This is a genomic window from Lentzea sp. NPDC092896 (assembly GCF_044754905.1).
Classification (GTDB): domain Bacteria; phylum Actinomycetota; class Actinomycetes; order Mycobacteriales; family Pseudonocardiaceae; genus Lentzea.
In genome coordinates, this window is the sequence record NZ_JBIVPX010000012.1 from 217,736 (window position 1) to 233,140 (window position 15,405).

General features: G+C 68.1%; 17 protein-coding genes and 1 pseudogene. 11 read left to right on the forward strand and 7 right to left on the reverse strand.

What is annotated here, in order from left to right:
• Positions 1-2 precede the first annotated feature (2 nt).
• Together ACIQF0_RS41985 and ACIQF0_RS41990 are read right to left on the reverse strand one after the other, a co-directional pair.
• Complete coding sequence (locus tag ACIQF0_RS41985) at positions 3-2,267, reverse strand: TOMM precursor leader peptide-binding protein (RefSeq protein WP_401039577.1); 2,265 nt, start codon at positions 2,265-2,267, stop codon at positions 3-5.
• Positions 2,264-2,446: a hypothetical protein gene (locus tag ACIQF0_RS41990; RefSeq protein ID WP_360042345.1), complete on the reverse strand. Its 183-nt coding sequence runs from the start codon at positions 2,444-2,446 to the stop codon at positions 2,264-2,266. The genes ACIQF0_RS41985 and ACIQF0_RS41990 overlap by 4 nt, the downstream gene beginning before the upstream one ends.
• A 210-nt stretch (positions 2,447-2,656) precedes the next feature.
• Here ACIQF0_RS41990 and ACIQF0_RS41995 point away from each other — a divergent pair, with 210 nt between their 5' ends.
• The 8 genes and pseudogenes from ACIQF0_RS41995 (at position 2,657) to ACIQF0_RS42030 (ending at position 9,214) form a co-directional block, all read left to right on the forward strand.
• Entirely contained in the window at positions 2,657-3,466 is an 810-nt protein-coding gene (locus tag ACIQF0_RS41995; protein ID WP_360042348.1) for an AfsR/SARP family transcriptional regulator, read from the forward strand.
• Between the two features lie 159 nt (positions 3,467-3,625).
• Positions 3,626-3,877, forward strand: a complete 252-nt coding sequence (locus tag ACIQF0_RS42000; protein ID WP_093600032.1) for an acyl carrier protein — start codon at positions 3,626-3,628, stop codon at positions 3,875-3,877.
• Between the two features lie 29 nt (positions 3,878-3,906).
• Positions 3,907-4,842, forward strand: coding sequence for an aromatase/cyclase (locus ACIQF0_RS42005; protein ID WP_330270084.1), 936 nt, complete (start codon positions 3,907-3,909; stop codon positions 4,840-4,842).
• A 9-nt stretch (positions 4,843-4,851) separates the two neighbouring features.
• A complete protein-coding gene (locus ACIQF0_RS42010; RefSeq protein ID WP_360042352.1) occupies positions 4,852-5,040 on the forward strand; it encodes a hypothetical protein in 189 nt (62 codons plus the stop codon).
• A pseudogene (locus tag ACIQF0_RS42015) lies at positions 5,040-5,654 on the forward strand (citramalate synthase); the annotation flags it as partial. The gene ACIQF0_RS42010 and the pseudogene ACIQF0_RS42015, both read left to right, overlap by 1 nt.
• A gap of 95 nt (positions 5,655-5,749) precedes the next feature.
• The gene (locus ACIQF0_RS42020) at positions 5,750-7,018 is read left to right on the forward strand and encodes a beta-ketoacyl-[acyl-carrier-protein] synthase family protein (RefSeq protein ID WP_319978430.1); all 1,269 of its coding nucleotides are present in this window, start codon (positions 5,750-5,752) and stop codon (positions 7,016-7,018) included.
• A complete protein-coding gene (locus ACIQF0_RS42025; protein WP_360042359.1) occupies positions 7,015-8,229 on the forward strand; it encodes a ketosynthase chain-length factor in 1,215 nt (404 codons plus the stop codon). Before ACIQF0_RS42020 ends, ACIQF0_RS42025 begins: the two co-directional genes overlap by 4 nt.
• Positions 8,230-8,296: 67 nt before the next feature.
• The gene (locus tag ACIQF0_RS42030) at positions 8,297-9,214 is read left to right on the forward strand and encodes an acyltransferase domain-containing protein (RefSeq protein ID WP_401039584.1); all 918 of its coding nucleotides are present in this window, start codon (positions 8,297-8,299) and stop codon (positions 9,212-9,214) included.
• A gap of 179 nt (positions 9,215-9,393) precedes the next feature.
• Here the strand turns inward: ACIQF0_RS42030 and ACIQF0_RS42035 are convergent, their stop codons facing one another.
• Positions 9,394-10,170: a cyclase family protein gene (locus ACIQF0_RS42035; protein WP_191303149.1), complete on the reverse strand. Its 777-nt coding sequence runs from the start codon at positions 10,168-10,170 to the stop codon at positions 9,394-9,396.
• Between the two features lie 94 nt (positions 10,171-10,264).
• Between ACIQF0_RS42035 and ACIQF0_RS42040 the strand changes: the two genes are divergently transcribed.
• Genes ACIQF0_RS42040 through ACIQF0_RS42050 form a run of 3 tightly spaced genes read left to right on the forward strand, consistent with a single transcriptional unit; the run spans position 10,265 to position 12,511 of the window.
• Positions 10,265-10,564, forward strand: coding sequence for an antibiotic biosynthesis monooxygenase (locus ACIQF0_RS42040; protein WP_189159205.1), 300 nt, complete (start codon positions 10,265-10,267; stop codon positions 10,562-10,564).
• A complete protein-coding gene (locus ACIQF0_RS42045) occupies positions 10,561-11,571 on the forward strand; it encodes a CaiB/BaiF CoA transferase family protein (protein ID WP_401039670.1) in 1,011 nt (336 codons plus the stop codon). Before ACIQF0_RS42040 ends, ACIQF0_RS42045 begins: the two co-directional genes overlap by 4 nt.
• A 10-nt stretch (positions 11,572-11,581) precedes the next feature.
• Positions 11,582-12,511: an LLM class F420-dependent oxidoreductase gene (locus tag ACIQF0_RS42050; protein WP_360042368.1), complete on the forward strand. Its 930-nt coding sequence runs from the start codon at positions 11,582-11,584 to the stop codon at positions 12,509-12,511.
• Positions 12,512-12,566: 55 nt separating this feature from the next.
• On the opposite strand, the gene ACIQF0_RS42055 is transcribed toward ACIQF0_RS42050, so the two are convergent.
• The 4 genes from ACIQF0_RS42055 to ACIQF0_RS42070 are packed head-to-tail and all read right to left on the reverse strand — an operon-like array spanning position 12,567 to position 15,266.
• Complete coding sequence (locus ACIQF0_RS42055) at positions 12,567-13,061, reverse strand: hypothetical protein (RefSeq protein ID WP_401039590.1); 495 nt, start codon at positions 13,059-13,061, stop codon at positions 12,567-12,569.
• Positions 13,062-13,103: 42 nt separating this feature from the next.
• Complete coding sequence (lipB, locus tag ACIQF0_RS42060; protein WP_401039593.1) at positions 13,104-13,832, reverse strand: lipoyl(octanoyl) transferase LipB; 729 nt, start codon at positions 13,830-13,832, stop codon at positions 13,104-13,106.
• Positions 13,789-14,379, reverse strand: a complete 591-nt coding sequence (locus ACIQF0_RS42065; RefSeq protein WP_360042376.1) for a phosphatase PAP2 family protein — start codon at positions 14,377-14,379, stop codon at positions 13,789-13,791. The genes lipB and ACIQF0_RS42065 overlap by 44 nt, the downstream gene beginning before the upstream one ends.
• The gene (locus tag ACIQF0_RS42070) at positions 14,376-15,266 is read right to left on the reverse strand and encodes a TIGR01777 family oxidoreductase (protein WP_401039597.1); all 891 of its coding nucleotides are present in this window, start codon (positions 15,264-15,266) and stop codon (positions 14,376-14,378) included. Before ACIQF0_RS42070 ends, ACIQF0_RS42065 begins: the two co-directional genes overlap by 4 nt.
• Between the last annotated feature and the right edge of the window lie 139 nt (positions 15,267-15,405).

A 15,405-nucleotide genomic window follows, 5' to 3' on the forward strand; every position in this document is an offset into this window, starting at 1 on the left:
CATCACATGAACAACGGGATCGGGTTGAGCTCTTCGTACCGGCGTGGTCGTGCCAGCCGACCCAGTTGTACAGGGACGTCGTAGAGGCGGCCTTGAGCGAACCTCGACCAGAAGTGCCGCAGGCCCGGCACGACGACCCGCACGACCGGAAGTCCGATGTCGGGCCTGGTCTGGTCGAGCACGAGCAGCTCCATTCCCTTGGCCTCCAGGGTGTCCTGGATGGCGCGGATGTCCTCGGTGAGGTCGGCGCGGTGAACGTAGCCGTGGTGGAACACGTCGCGCGCCGGTTCGTCGGGATCGGGTGCCAGCCAGGGGTGGTCGGCGAGCCGGGCCGTCTCGAGCCAGTGCCGCAGATCGACGTCGAACCGGGCCAGGTCGACCTGCCCGCACAGCGAGGGCATGCACTGGTTCAGTTCGGTGAGAGCGCGGCGTGCCGCGGTCCGCGGGTCGAGGTGCGCGCCGCAGCCGAACATGATGTCCTCGCGCGGCCCGCCGTCCGTGCGGCGCGACACGGCGACCATCGTCGGCACGCCCAGGTCGGCGGTGACGTCGAGCAGCCACACCTCACGGCCGAGGTTCGCGTGCACGTCGCGGAGCTCGTCGATCCACCGGTCGTGGAACGAGTCCAGGTCCACGCCCGGCACCGGCGTCCGGTTGTACCACCAGATGCCGACCGCGTCCCGTTCGATCAGTTCGAGAAGCCCTTGCAGCACCGCGTCCTCCAGGCTGCTGCCCGCGGCGCAGCCGTTGGAGTCCGACGTGACACTCGGCGGACAGGGGGCGCCGAAGTAGAGCATGCCGGTGGGCAGGAACTTGTGCCGCTGGTCGGTGAGCGACCAGAGCGGGGTCCAGTCCATCACCTCGTTCTCGTCGAACGGCGTGGTGACGTGCTGGAACATCGAGTGGCTCGCGTTCCACTCCTCGCGGCCCTCGAACTGGCGCTGGTCGTACTGCTGGACGGTGAGGGGGTGGATCGCGAGGTCGCCGAGCGAGGCGTAGCTGCCGCTCACCCGTGCCTCCTCGCCGAAGAACGCGCCGCTGCGTCGTTCCACGGCCTCGCACAGGGCGCCGACCTCGGCGTCGAGCGGCGTCATGCCCTTGCCGCCGGTGTCGGCCCGCAGCGCCGAGCGCAGCCCCTCGATGCCCTCGCCGGCGGCCGCGATGTTCGAGCCGGACACGAAGGAGTTGAAGAAGGCCGGGCCCTGGTCGTTGCGGCGGATGTCCTTGACGATCCCGGTGAGGGGACCGATGAGGTGCCGGTAGGTGTCGAGCACCTCCTGCGGGGACGACGACCGGTGGCCGCCGCCCTCGCAGGAGCGCTTCACGCGACTCGTGAGTTCGACCGGCTCGAACGCCCTGCGCGCGACAACTTCGGGGTCACCGCAGTCCGAGCACTGCGGGCGGTGCCGCACCTCGTGCTGGGTGACCTTCATCGTGAGGCTGTCGTAGTTCCAGATGGATCGCTGTGTCTCGTGGCGGATGCCCGCGAGCCACTTGGTCGCCTCGACCGACGCGATCTCCAGCGCCGTCGCCCGCAGCGACGGCAGGCCGATGGCAGGGCGTGGTGCCGGACCACTCTGTCCGCACCGCGCCCGCACGTGCGCCTCCGCCTTCCGGTTCACGGACAGGCATGAGGCGAGGCAACGCCAGCAGGGGCCGTCGCCGGGGGTGAAGAAGGGACCGACGCACACCTGCGCGCCCACGGGCTTGACCAGCAGCCAAGGCGTGCCTGTCGCGCGATGTGCCTCGTCGATGGCGCGGAGCTCGGGGGCCAGGTAGTCCGCACACGCCACGACCGTGAGGTCACCACTCCCCGAGGTGACCGTGAGTCCGTTGCGGTGCAAGGCTTCCACGAGCGCGTCGCGATCGATGTCCCCGATCGCGACCACGGAGACGAGCGACGTCGATGTCGCCGCCACCGCGTCCGCGGGGTCGAGACCCACCGCGTCCCAGTACGCGAGTGAGGCCTCGGCCGTGGCCGAACCGTCCTCCGTGCCCCTGCTGCCGATGAGTCCCGCCGCGGCGAGCCGCGTGAGCATGCGTCCCACCTTGTCGGCGCTCAGACCAGCGGGGACGTCGCGCAGCAGTGCGGCGAGATCGCGGGTGCCGTCGAGCAACGGCGCCAGCGTTTCGACGTGGGTGCCTGCAATGGCCGTGACCCCTGATTCTCCGAACAGGTAAACGGCTTCACCCTGCACTATCTGCGGCCGGAGGTGTCGTTTGAACCCGATGCGTTGCTCGCCCGGTTCGGCCAGTTCGTGTCTCATGCCGCGAGGACCGCCTCTTCGGCTTTGTAGCAGCTGCCCGGGGAGCACGTCCCGGAGGCGTAGATGATCCACCAGTCCATCGAGGCCTCACGGTCGAACTGGTAGATCTTCATGTCGTCGGAGTCGTCTGTGGCGGTGGGGACGGAAGACAAGTGCTCCACGGTGACGGTGGGGTACATGTTCATCTCCGATGTTTGCGTGTGATTTGTTGTGGGTAATGATGCGGACCAGCGCTAATGGATCGGTAGTTACCGGCTAATGCGCCTCCGTATGAAGTTTTCATACCCGGCACGGGCAGAACTCACCTGACATCGATGGCCTGTGCACTAACGCCCCGTCGTTAGACCGAGCAGACTAATGCCGTGCTCGGAACCGAAGGAGGGGTCGCGATGCAGATCAAGGTCCTGGGGCCCGTTGAGGCCAAGGTGAACGGTCGCTCGGTGACGCCCACCGCGGCCAAGCCACGGCAGATCCTGGCGCTGCTCGCGTTGCACTCCGGGCAGGTCGTGTCCGTTCCCACGCTGATCGAGGAACTGTGGGGCGACCGTCCGCCGCGCAGCGCCCGCACCACCCTGCAGACCTACATCCTGCAGCTGCGCAAGCTCATCGGAGACGCCCTGTCGGCGTCCGACGAGGGTGCGGCGAAGGAAGTCCTGGTCACCCGGTACGGCGGCTACCTGCTCGACGTGCCGCCGGAGGCCGTCGACGTGCACGAGTTCGAACGTCTCTCCCGCGCGGGCCAGCAGGCCTACGACGTCGAGGACTACGTCTCGGCCTCCCGGCTGCTGCGTCAGGCGCTCGAGATGTGGCGCGGCGCCGCCGTCGTGGACGTGCGACCGGGCATGCCGCTCGGCATCGAGATCGTGCGCCTCGAAGAGGCCCGGCTGGGCGTGCTCGAAGCGCGCATCGACGCCGAGCTGCGGATGGGCAAGCACAAGGCGCTGCTGTCCGAGCTCTCCGTGCTGACCGTGCAGAACCCGATGAACGAGAACCTGTGCGCGCAGTACATGATCTCGCTGTTCCGCGCGGGCCGGCAGTGGCAGGCGCTCGACGCGTTCAAGGGCCTGCGCAACACCCTGATCGAGGAGCTCGGCGTCGAACCGTCGTCGCGCCTGCAGACCTTGCAGCACGCGATCCTGACGTCCGACCCGCGCCTCGACAGCGCCGAAACCCGTCAGCTGCAACGCCTTCTGGCCTAGATCAAAGCTCCAGCGGCCCGCGCCACACTGTGGCGCGGGCCGTTTTTGCTTGTCGTGCAACGGTTTCTTCGAGAATCTCTCCACCGGCTTACAGGCGTGCGGTGACAACCTCAGTCGTGGGCGCGCGGAAACCGCCCGCTGGAGGAAAGGAAGCTAGCCGTGAGCGCACTGACCATCGAGGGACTCAAAGAGATCCTCAACGAGGCCGCGGGCGACGACGACTCGTTCAAGCCGGGCCAGGACATTCTCGACATCCCGTTCCTCGAGCTGGGCTTCGACTCCCTCGCCCTGCTGGAGACGGTCGCGCTGATCAAGCGCAAGCACGGTGCCGCCATCGCCGACGACGAGCTGGCGTACATCGAGACGCCGCGTCAGTTGCTGGACAAGGTCAACGGACAGATCGCGGCCTGACGCCGGCGACTCGGGATACGGAGACGGACATGACGCACACCACCACGCACACGGTCATGATCGGGGCTCCCGCCAAGGTGGTGTACGACCTGGTCGCGGACGTGACGACCTGGCCGTACATCTTCGGACCCACGGTCCAGGCCGAGGTGTTCGAACGGGATGGCTCGACGGAGCGGTTGCGGTTGCACGCGTTCGCCAACGGTGACGTGCGCACGTGGACGTCCCGGCGCGAGCTCGACCCGGCGAACCTGCACATCAAGTTCGAGCAGGAGCGTTCGGCGGCACCGGTGAAGACGATGGGTGGGGAGTGGCGGATCGTCCCGATCGCCGATTCGGCGACCAGGGTCGATCTGCTCCACCACTTCACCGCGGCGCAGCCCGAGGCGGTCGACCTCATCCTGAACGCCGTCAACAACAACAGCGACGCCGAGCTCGCCGCCCTCAAGCGGGCGGCCGAGTACGGCGACGACTACGACAAGCTGGTGCTGTCGTTCTCGGACAGCATCACGATCCACGCGAGCCGCAAGGACGTCTACGAGTTCCTGTACCGCTCGGACCTGTGGCCGGAGCGTCTGCCGCACGTGGCGAAGCTGGACCTCAAGGAAGCCGTCACCGGCGTGCAGTCCATGGAGATGGACACGCGCAGCCCGGACGGGTCGATCCACACCACGCACTCGGTGCGGGTCTGCACCCCGTACGACGGCATCGTCTACAAGCAGACGCACACACCGCCGATCATGGCGGCGCACGTCGGCCGGTGGACGTTCAGGGACATCGGCGACGGCATCGAGGCCGGCATCGAGGCGACGTCGCACCACACCGTCGTCATCCGGCCCGAGGTCATCCCCGAGATCCTGGGAGCCGACGGGACGATCGAGCGCGCTCGCGAGCTCATCCGTCACGCACTGGGCACCAACAGCCTCACGACGCTCCGGCACGCCAAGGAATTCGCCGAGAACGGGTGAGGTGACGCGATGGGGTTGGGTGGCGCGGAACTACTGACCGCCGCAGCACGCGCTGCAAGCCGCAACGGACTTTACGTGGTCTCCATGTACCTGGAGAAGGCCGCGGTCGAGCACGAGCGCAAGGGTTGTCCCTCTTCGGACGTGGCGCCCTGTGCCTACGAGATCGAGGCCTCCCGAGTACTGCTGTCGGGGTTCTGATGAAGCTCTACGACATCTCGCTGCGCCGCACCAGCCTGTCCATTTCGGACAGACTGGTCGCGGCGCGGCGCCTCGACGCGCTCGGAGTCACGTTCGTCGACGGAGGCAGACCCGCCCGGTCGTTCTACCACCGGGCGGCGATCGAACTCCGGTTGCGGGCCGCCACCCTCATCGCCTCAGGCGGTGCGGAGGACCTTGCCGCACTCATCGCCGCGGAAACCCCCGCGGTGGCGATAGTTGTCCAAGGGCACGGCTTTTCGGTGGTTCGAGAGGCCGTGCGTCAACTCGTGCGCGCCGAACGACGAGTGATCGTCGAGGCGCGGGACTTCTTCGACGGCTGGCTGATCGACCCCGAGAACGCTTTGGAGGTCGTGCTGACCGCCGCGGAGGCTGGGGCGGAAACCGTGTTGCTGCACGACACAGCGGGCAAGCTGTGGCCGGACCAGATCGGCGAGATCGTCGCGGCGGTCGCGGAAACCGGTGTGCCCCTTGGTTTCGGATGTGACGACGACGGCGGCTCGGCAGCGAAACAGCTGTTCGCGACCGACGCGGGGGCCGGACTCGTACAGGGGTCCTACGCCGTCGTTCGAGGTGGCCTCGATCGGGGCGTTTCATCATCGGTTCATTCGGCAGAAACAGGTATCGCTCCCGTGCCCTGTCCGAGATTGGAGCAGACCGTGTCCGCACAGAAGGCGATTGGAGGTGTCCGATGAGTCGTCGCGCCGTCATCACCGGGGTGGGCGTGGTCGCACCTGGTGGCATCGGAACGAAGGCGTATTGGCAACTGCTGTCCGAAGGGCGTACGGCGACTCGCAACATCACGCACTTCGACGCGTCTCCGTACCGCTCCCGCATGGCGGGGGAAGCAGATTTCGATCCAGTGCGCGAAGGCCTCACGCCGCAGGAGATCCGCCGGCTCGACCGAGCCGCGCAGTTCGCGGTCGTCGCGGGTCGTGAGGCGATGTCGGACTCCGGCATCGAGTTCGACCAGCTCGACCCCGGCCGCATCGGTGTCTCGCTCGGCACCGCGGTCGGCTGCACGACCTCGCTGGAGCGCGAGTTCATCGTCGGCTCCGACCGGGGCAAGTACTGGGAGGTCGACCAGTCCTACGCCGTCCCGCACCTCTACGACTACTTCACGCCGTCCTCGATGGCGACGGAGCTGGCGTGGACAGTGGGCGCCGAGGGACCGGTCTCCGTGGTCTCCACGGGCTGCACCTCGGGTCTCGACTCGGTCGGTTACGCGGCCGACCTGATCCTGGAGGGCTCGGCCGACGTCGTCGTCACCGGCGGCACCGAGGCTCCGCTCTCCCCGATCACCGTGGTCTGCTTCGACGTGATCCGTGCGTCCAGCACCCGCAACGACGACCCCACAACGGCGTGCCGGCCGTTCGACAAGACCCGCGACGGCCTGGTGCTGGGCGAGGGTTGCGCGATCATCGTGCTCGAGGAGCTGGAGCACGCCCGCGCTCGCGGTGCGCACATCTACGGTGAGGTCGCCGGCTTCGCCTCGCGGTGCAACGCCTACCACATGACGGGCCTGCACCCCGAGGGCATCGAGATGTCCGACGCCATCAACATCGCGCTGAAGCAGGCGCGTGCGGATGCGACGGACGTCGGTTACATCAACGCGCACGGGTCGGGCACCAAGCAGAACGACCTGCACGAGACGGCCGCTTTCAAGCGTTCGTTGGGTGCGCACGCGTACAAGACCCCGGTCTCCGGCTTCAAGTCGATGATCGGGCACTCGCTGGGCGCGATCGGTTCGCTCGAGATCGTCGGCTCGCTGCTGGCGTTCGAGCAGGACCTCATCCCGCCGACGGCGAACCTCCACGAGCAGGACCCCGAGTGCGACCTCGACTACACGCCACTGGTGGCGCGCGAGAAGAAGGTCGACACCCTCCTGACCGTGGGCAGTGGTTTCGGTGGATTCCAGAGCGCCATGGTGCTCAAAAAGGTGGAAGGGGCAGGCCGGTGACTCGGGCAGTGGTGACGGGAATCGGCATCGCGTCTCCGAACGGTTTGGGGCCGACCGCGTACTGGCGGGCGACCCTGCACGGGGAGGCGGCGATCAGGCCGATCACCCGGTTCGACAGCGCGAACTACTGGGCGAAGATCGCCGGTGAGGTGCCTGGCTTCGAGGCAGGGCGGCACCTGCAGGGTCGCCTGCTGCCGCAGACGGACCACATGACGCGGCTGACACTGGTCGGCACGGACTGGGCGTTGCGTGGTGCGGGTGTGCAGCCGAACGACATCCCCGACACCGACATCGCGGTCATCACCGCGGCGACGGCCGGCGGGTACGAGTTCGGTCAGCGCGAACTGCAGAAGCTGTGGCACCAGGGTCCGGAGTACGTCTCGGCGTACCAGTCGTTCGCGTGGTTCTACGCGGTCAACACGGGCCAGATCTCCATCCGGCACGGCACGCGCGGTCCCGGCGCGGTGGTGGTGTCCGAGCAGGCCGGTGGCATCGACTCCATCGGTCACGCCCGGCGCCAGCTGCGCAAGGGTGTCCAGCTCGCCCTGACAGGCGGCATGGACTCCTCGCTGTGCCCGTGGGCGTGGGTGGCCCACCAGGCCTCGGGTTGCCTGTCGCGCAACAACAACCCGAAGCGCGCCTACCTGCCGTTCGACCGCGACGCCTCCGGGTACGTCGCGGGCGAGGGTGGCGCGATCATGGTGGTCGAGACGCCGGAGTCGGCGGCCGGCCGTCCGGGGACGCGCATCTACGGTGAGATCGTCGGGTACGCCTCGACGTTCGACTCGAAGATGCCGTCGCGGGAGCCGGGTCTGAAGCGGGCGGCCGAGCTGGCGCTGCGCGACGCCGGCATGGACGCCTCGGAGATCGACGTGGTGTTCGCCGACGCGGCGGGCATTCCCGAGCTCGACAAGGCCGAGGCCGAGGCGATCAAGGGCATCTTCGGGCCGTACGGCGTGCCGGTGACGGCGCCGAAGACCATGACCGGGCGTCTGTTCGCCGGTGGTGGCTCGCTCGACGTGGCGTCGGCGATCCTCTCCATCTACTGGAGCGCGATCCCGCCGACCATCAACGTCGAGAACCTGGTGCCCGAGTACGAGATCGACCTCGTCATGAACGAGGCGCGGCACGGCAAGATCAAGGCTGCGCTGGTGCTCGGTCGCGGCAAGGGCGGCTTCAACTCCGCCATGGTGGTTCGCGAGTACAGGTAGATGTCATGTGCCTCAAGGCCGTGAAGGTGTCCCCTTCACGGCCTTGAGCCGTTTCTGGAGGCGTGTTGTGGACGTAGCACTGATGTTTCCGGGCCAGGGATCGCAGTACCCGCGGATGGCGGCGTCCCTGTACGGCACGGATGCCGTGTTCACCTCGGTGATCGACGAGGTGTTCGAGCTGTTCGGCGAGGTCGGCTCTCTTGCTTGCGAGGACTGGCTTTCCGGGGCGGACGTCGATCACGTGTCGCGGGCGCAGCCGTTGCTGTTCGCCGTCGACTACGCGCTGGGGCGCACCGTTCTGTCGTGGGGCGTCAAGCCCGTCGCGTTGATCGGGCACTCCGCGGGTGAGGTCGTCGCGGCGACGCTGGCCGGGGTGTTCACCTTGGAAGAGGCCGTCTCCCTGGTGCGGGACCGGGTGCTGTCCGCCGTGCCGATTCCCTCCGGCGGCATGCTGGCCGCCGCCGCTTCGGAAGCAGACCTGTTGCCGTACCTGGAAGGCGACGTGGCGATCGCGGCCGTGAACTCGGCCCGGCAGACGATGCTGGCGGGGTCCGACGAGCCGCTGGCCAGGGTGCGGGCGCGGCTGGAGGCGGACGACTACATCGTCGTGACCGTGCCGGCGTCGACGCCGTTCCACAGCCCGGCTATGCAGCCCGCCGTGGACGAGGCCCTGGCTTCGTGGAGCGCTTCGCCCCGTGCGCCGCAGATGCCGTTGTACTCCGGGTACACGGGCAAGCTGATGACTCCTGAGGACGCGTTGTCCGCGCGGTTCTGGACCCGTCAGCTGACCGACGCCGTCTACTTCGGACCGGCGTTGAACGAACTCGTGGCGATGTACGACGTCCTGCTGGTGGAAGCCGGACCCGGACAGACCCTGACGTCGTTCGCACGGCGGACGAAGGCCGTGCGTTCCGGTGCCTCGCAGGTGCTGCCGTTGCTGGACGCAGCGGACACCGTGGACACGGCTCGTGCTCGCTTGGTGTGACCGCGATATAAAAGGGCCACCCTCTCCAGAAAGCTTCTGGGTGAGGGCGGCCCTTTGGCGGTGGCTAGTCGATTCCGCGGACGATGTGGTCTTCGTTCTCTGGTGGCCATTCACTGTTATCCATACCCACCAAGGTAGGTACGGTGATTCAGCTCTCACTTGAGAGCTAGTTGTCCGGTTCAGTCGTCGAGCAGTGCGACGGCCCTCGTCCAGCCCGCGCCGGCGCCCTTGATCTTGACGGGGAACGCGACGACGGTGAACCCGAAGTCCGGCAACGCCTCCAGGTTCGCGAGACGCTCGATCTGGCAGTACTCGCGGTCGCGGCCGGCGAAGTGCGCGGGCCACAGCACGCTCTCGTCCTTGGTCTGCAGGTAGCGCTTGACGATGTCCGGGAACGGCGCGTCGAGGCTGAACGCGTCGGTGGCGATCACCTTGACTCCCAGGTCCAGCAGGAAGTTCGTGGCGGGGCCGTCGAGCCCGGTGTAGTCGGTGAAGTAGGTCTGGGTGCCCGCGTGCTCGGCGGCGCCGGTGTCGAGGATGACGATGTCCATCGGCTTCGGCGTGTAACCGATGCGGGCGAACTCCTTCTCCAGCACCTCGACGCCGATGACGCCGGTGCCGTGGCCGCGGACGTCGAGCTTCACACCGGGGTTGTGGAACCACTCCAGCGGCATCTCGTCGATGTGGCGCGGGATCCCGTTGCCGTACGTGGTCTTCGAGCCGTAGTGGCTCGGCGCGTCCACGTGCGTGCCGGTGTGGGAGGTCAGGCTGATCCGGTCCAGCGTGAGGAACTCGGAGTCCCGCAGCACGGAGACGTCGAACTCGATGCCGAGCCGCGCCTTGAGCTGCTCGGCCATGTGTTCGGCACCCTGGGCGGCCGTGAGCACCTCGTGCGTCACCGGGTCCGCTTCGTACGCGGATGCGTCAATGTGGGAAGACAGATCGATGATGCGCATGCGGTCGAGCTTGGCGGGCGTTCCTTGAGCACGTCTCAAGACGCGGTGGGCATGGTTCTGCCTAGCCTGACACCGTTTCTGGAGGAGCCACCTCATGATCACCTTCCTCAACCGCTTCACGCTCACCGGTGACCCGGAGGAGTTCGAGAAGGCCTTCGACGAGACGGCCGCCTTCCTGCGCGAGCAGCCGGGCCTGATCCAGTACACGCTGTCGCGCCAGCTGGACGACCCGGCGTCGTACATCAACATCGCGTTGTGGGAGAGCGCCGACGCCTTGCGCGCGGCACTGGCCCACCCGGACTTCGGCAACCACGCCAAGGCGATGCGCGGCCTGGCCGAGTCCACGGGCGCGATCTTCAACCCGCGCCTGTCGTTCGTGGCCTCTGAGTCCTGATGGGACCGCTCGACGGGCTGAAGGTCGTCGAGTTCGGCGGCATCGGTCCCGGCCCGCACGGCGCGATGCTGCTGGCGGACCTCGGCGCGGACGTCGTGCGCGTCGAACGTCCGTCCGGCGGCCTGTCCGTGGTGCCGGACGCCTCCCGCGACTTCCTGTTGCGCGGCAGGCGTTCGGTGTCGGCGGACCTGAAGTCCGCGGACGGCCGCGCTTCCGTGCTGTCGCTGATCTCGGCGGCCGACGTGGTGATCGAGGGTTTCCGCCCCGGCGTGCTGGAACGGCTCGGACTCGGGCCCTCCGACTGCCTGGCGGTCAACCCCGGCCTGATCTACGCGCGGATGACCGGGTGGGGTCAGGACGGTCCGCTGGCCCAGCGCGCCGGCCACGACATCAACTACCTGTCGGTCACCGGAGTGCTGCACGCCATCGGCAAGCCACCTCTGAACCTGGTCGGTGACTTCGGTGGCGGCTCGCTGTACCTGGTGCTGGGCGTGCTGGCGGCGTTGTGGGAACGGCAGCGCACCGGCCTCGGTCAGGTCGTCGACGCGGCGATCGTCGACGGTGTGGCGTCGCTGGCGCAGATGATCTGGTCGATGAAGGCGCAGTCGGTGTGGGAGGACTCGCCGGACTCGAACCTGCTCGACGGCGGATGCCCGTTCTACTCGATCTACGAGTGCGCGGACGGCCGTTCCGTCGCGGTGGGGTCGCTGGAGCCGCAGTTCTACGCGCTGCTGCTGGCCGGTCTGGGACTGCACGCCGCCGACCTGCCCGAGCAGCTGGACCGCGACTCCTGGCCGTTGCTGCGCAAGACGTTCGCCGAGGCGTTCCTGACCAGGACCCGTGACGAGTGGTCGGAGGTGTTCGCCTCTTCTGATGCCTGCGTGACGCCGGTGCTGACCCTGGAGGAGGCGGCCGCGCATCCGCACCTGGTGGCACGCGGAGTGTTCACCGCGGACGGGGCGGCTGTGCCTGCACCGCGCTTTTCCGCAGAGTTTTTCGGCGACTAGATTCGCGTTCGTGGAACTCCGAATCTTCACCGAACCCCAGCAGGGCGCGAGCTACGACGACCTGCTCCGGGTGGCCAGGACGGCCGAGGACGCCGGGTACGGCGCCTTCTTCCGCTCCGACCACTACCTCAGGATGGGCTCGGCCGACGGCCTTCCCGGCCCGACCGACCCGTGGATCACCTTCGCCGGTCTGGCCCGCGACACGTCGACGATCCGCCTGGGCACGCTGATGACCGCCGCGACGTTCCGCCACCCGGGACCGCTCGCCATCAGCGTCGCCCAGGTCGACCAGATGTCCGGCGGCCGCGTGGAGTTCGGCATCGGCGCGGGCTGGTACGAGGCCGAGCACACCGCGTACGGGCTTCCGTTCCCGTCGCTGGGGGAGCGCTTCGAGCGCTACGAGGAGCAGGTCGCGATCATCACCGGCCTGTGGGAGACCCCGCTCGGCGGCACCTTCTCGTTCGAGGGCAAGCACTACACGCTGACCGACTCGCCGGCGCTGCCGAAGCCCGCGCAGGAGCGCGTCCCGTTGCTGATCGGCGGCATGGGTGCCAAGCGCACGCCCGCCTTGGCCGCGTCCTACGCCACCGAGTTCAACCTGCCGTTCGTCGGCATCGACGCCGCGGTCGAGCAGTTCGCCCGCGTCGACACCGCCTGTGAGGAGACCGGCCGCGACCCGAAGGAGATCATCCGCTCGGTCGCCCTCGTCGCGTGCGTCGGCCGGACCGACGCCGACGTCGCCCGCAGGGCCGCCGCGATCGGCCGCGAGGTCGACGAGCTCAAGGCGAACGGTCTGGCCGGCACCCCGGCCGAGGTGGTCGACCGCATCGGCGCGTGGCGGGATGCGACCGGTGTACAGCGCGTGTACCTGCAGACGCTGGATCTCGCCGACCTCGACCACATCACCGACATCGCGTCGGACGTGGCGCCCCAACTCTGATATATCGCCGGTCTGATATATCGGATTCTGGATATCGGCTAATGGATATTGGATATCAGGCGAGCGCTTTGTGCACTGCTGGTGGCATCGGCATCACGTAGTTCGCGAACCGCCGCCGATATCCGATGTATCGCAGCTGCAACGCGGGTTCGTCGAGGTATCGCTCTTCCAGCCCGTCCTGCCCGAGCACGAGCTTGAGCCCACGTCCGAGCATCGACGGCGAGTCGAGGCCGAAGCGGTCGCGCAATATGTCGGCGGCCGCGTGGTCACCGAACTCCAGCGCGGCCCGTCGCACGGACTCGACCGGCACCATCAGGTACTGCTCGTCAGCGCGGAAACCGTCGCGATGTGCGATGTCCAATGCGCTCAGCGCCTTCTGGTGCGCCCCGCCATCAAGCCCGAGGTAGTACTGCTCCCACTCGCTGATCTGGATCTCACCGGACCACGTTCGTACGGGCGCGGCCGCCGCCACCGATCCGTTCGACGTGATTCCGCCTGCCAGCGCCGTTAATCCGGCAGCCTTGAACACCTGGCGTCGGGACAACCTCACGACGCACCCTCCTCCGCGATCCCGCGACTCCCCGCCGCAGGGCTACGGAATGCTAGCGAAGGTGATACCCGGAGCGACGGGGCCAGTGCGGGCCAAAGTGCGGTCCGTCAGGGGGAGCGTGCCGTCGAGCGCCGCGAGCACAGCGTCACGGGCGAGCGGCAGCACCTCGGCGACGGTGACGTCGCGGCCCAGTTCGTGCGAGAGAGAAGCGACGCCCGCGTCCTTGATCCCGCACGGAATGATGTCGCCGAACGCGTCGAGGCTCGCGTTGCAGTTGATCTCGAAGCCGTGCATGGTCACACCGCGCTGCACGCGGATGCCGATAGCGGCGACCTTGCGCTCCGGGCCCCGGTCGTCTGCCGGCAGCCAGACGCCGCTGCGGCCCTCGATCCGGCCGGTGTGCACACCGAGCTGATCGCACACGTCGATGAGGCCCTGCTCGACGCGCCGCACGTAGTCCACGACGTCCATCGGCTCGGACAGCCTGATGATCGGGTAGCCGACCAGCTGGCCGGGGCCGTGCCAGGTGATCTTGCCGCCGCGGTCGACGTCGATGACCGGGGTGCTGCCCCCGAGCGGGCGCTCCTCGTCGAGGGTCCGCCTGCCGCAGGTGTAGACGGGCGGGTGTTCGAGCAGCAGAAGGGTGTCCGGGCCCGTACCGCCTGCGCGTGCCTCCGCGATCTGCTTCTGGAGGTCCCACGCCGTCATGTAGTCGATGAGCCCCAGCTCACGGATGACGACGGGGTCTGACGAGGTGCGGCACGAGTTCACGACCCGACGTTACCAACCCCAGAGCGAGTGCTGCCACGAGTCCAACGCCCGTCACACCCAGCACGGCGCCGATGACGTCGGTGACCCAGTGCATCTCCAGCACGATCCTGGCGAACCCGCCCACCAGCACCGCGAGCACCGCCCACAGAGCCACGTTCCAGGTGGTCCTGCGCAGCAGCACGACCAGGGTGAACGCCGTGGACGCGATCGCCACCGTGTGTCCGCTGGGATAGCTGGGCAGGTGGTATTCGATGGGCCGGACGCGGTCGAACAGGAACCTCGTCAGCAACGTCGCGCAGCACAGCGCGTGCAACGCCAACGCCTTCCACAACCGCGGATCACGCCGCTTCCAGGCGAGCACGAACAACACCGCCGCGAACGCCCACCCGATCGTCGGCCCGAGCACCAGGCCCACCACGAACGCCGTCGTCTGCAACCACTCCGGTCGCGGCAGCCCGTTGTGCACCCACACGTCGAGCCCGGTCATCTCGGGGAGTCCCAGGAGGATCCACGAGATCAGCAGGAGGGCCGCGACGACTCGGGTCATGCGACCGCCGCGTTCAGCGCCGCCGGCAGTGCCGGGTGCAGGAAGTGGAAGCCGCGGCTCTCCAGCACCTTCGGCGTCAGGCCAGGACCGCTGAGCAGCAGTTCCTCGGCCATCTCACCGCCGAGCAGGGTCTTGAGCGCGAACGCCGGCACGGTCCACGGCGTCGGCCGGTGCAGCGCGGTGCCGACCGCCTTGGTGAACTCGGCGTTCGTGACCGGCGTCGGACCCGCGACGTTGACCGGCCCGCGGACGTCGTCGTGCTCGACGACGAACCGGTAGGCCGACACGACGTCGTCCAGCGACACCCACGGGAAGTACTGCTCCCCGGACCCGAGCTTGCCGCCCAGGAAGAACTGGAAGACCGGCCTCAACCGGCCGAACACGCCACCGGACGGGGAGATGACGACAGCGGTGCGCATTAGTACGACACGCACGCCGCCTTCCTGCGCCACGGACGTCGCCGCTTCCCAGTCCTGGGTCAGCCGCGACATGTAGCTGTGGCCGCCCGGCGCGTCCTCGTCCGCGAGGCGCGAGCCGGTGTCGCCGTAGAAGTGGGCACCCGACGAGCTCACCAGCGCCGGCACGCCGTGCTCGACGACCGCCGCCGACAGCACCTCGGCCGGAACGACCCGGCTGTCGTGCAGGACCTGCTTGCGCGCGTCGTCCCACCGCTTGTCGCCGATGCCCGCGCCGCACAGGTTGACGACGGCGTCGACGCCGTCGAACGTCCCGTCGTCGATGCGCCCGGCGTACGGGTCCCACCCGCGTTCGTCGGGCGCGGCGGCTTTGCGGCGCACCAGCCGCAGCACCTCGTGGCCCGCGGCGCGCATGGACGCCACCAGGCTCGTGCCGATCAATCCCGACGATCCCGCGATGACAACGCGCATACCTAGATCGTTCCCCACTGACGCGTCACGTGCACAGCCGTACTTCGCATACCGGACCCAGGATGTGCCGAAGGCCACCCCGGCAAACCGGGATGGCCTTCAGGTCACACTATTCAGTCGATATCCAATATATCGGATA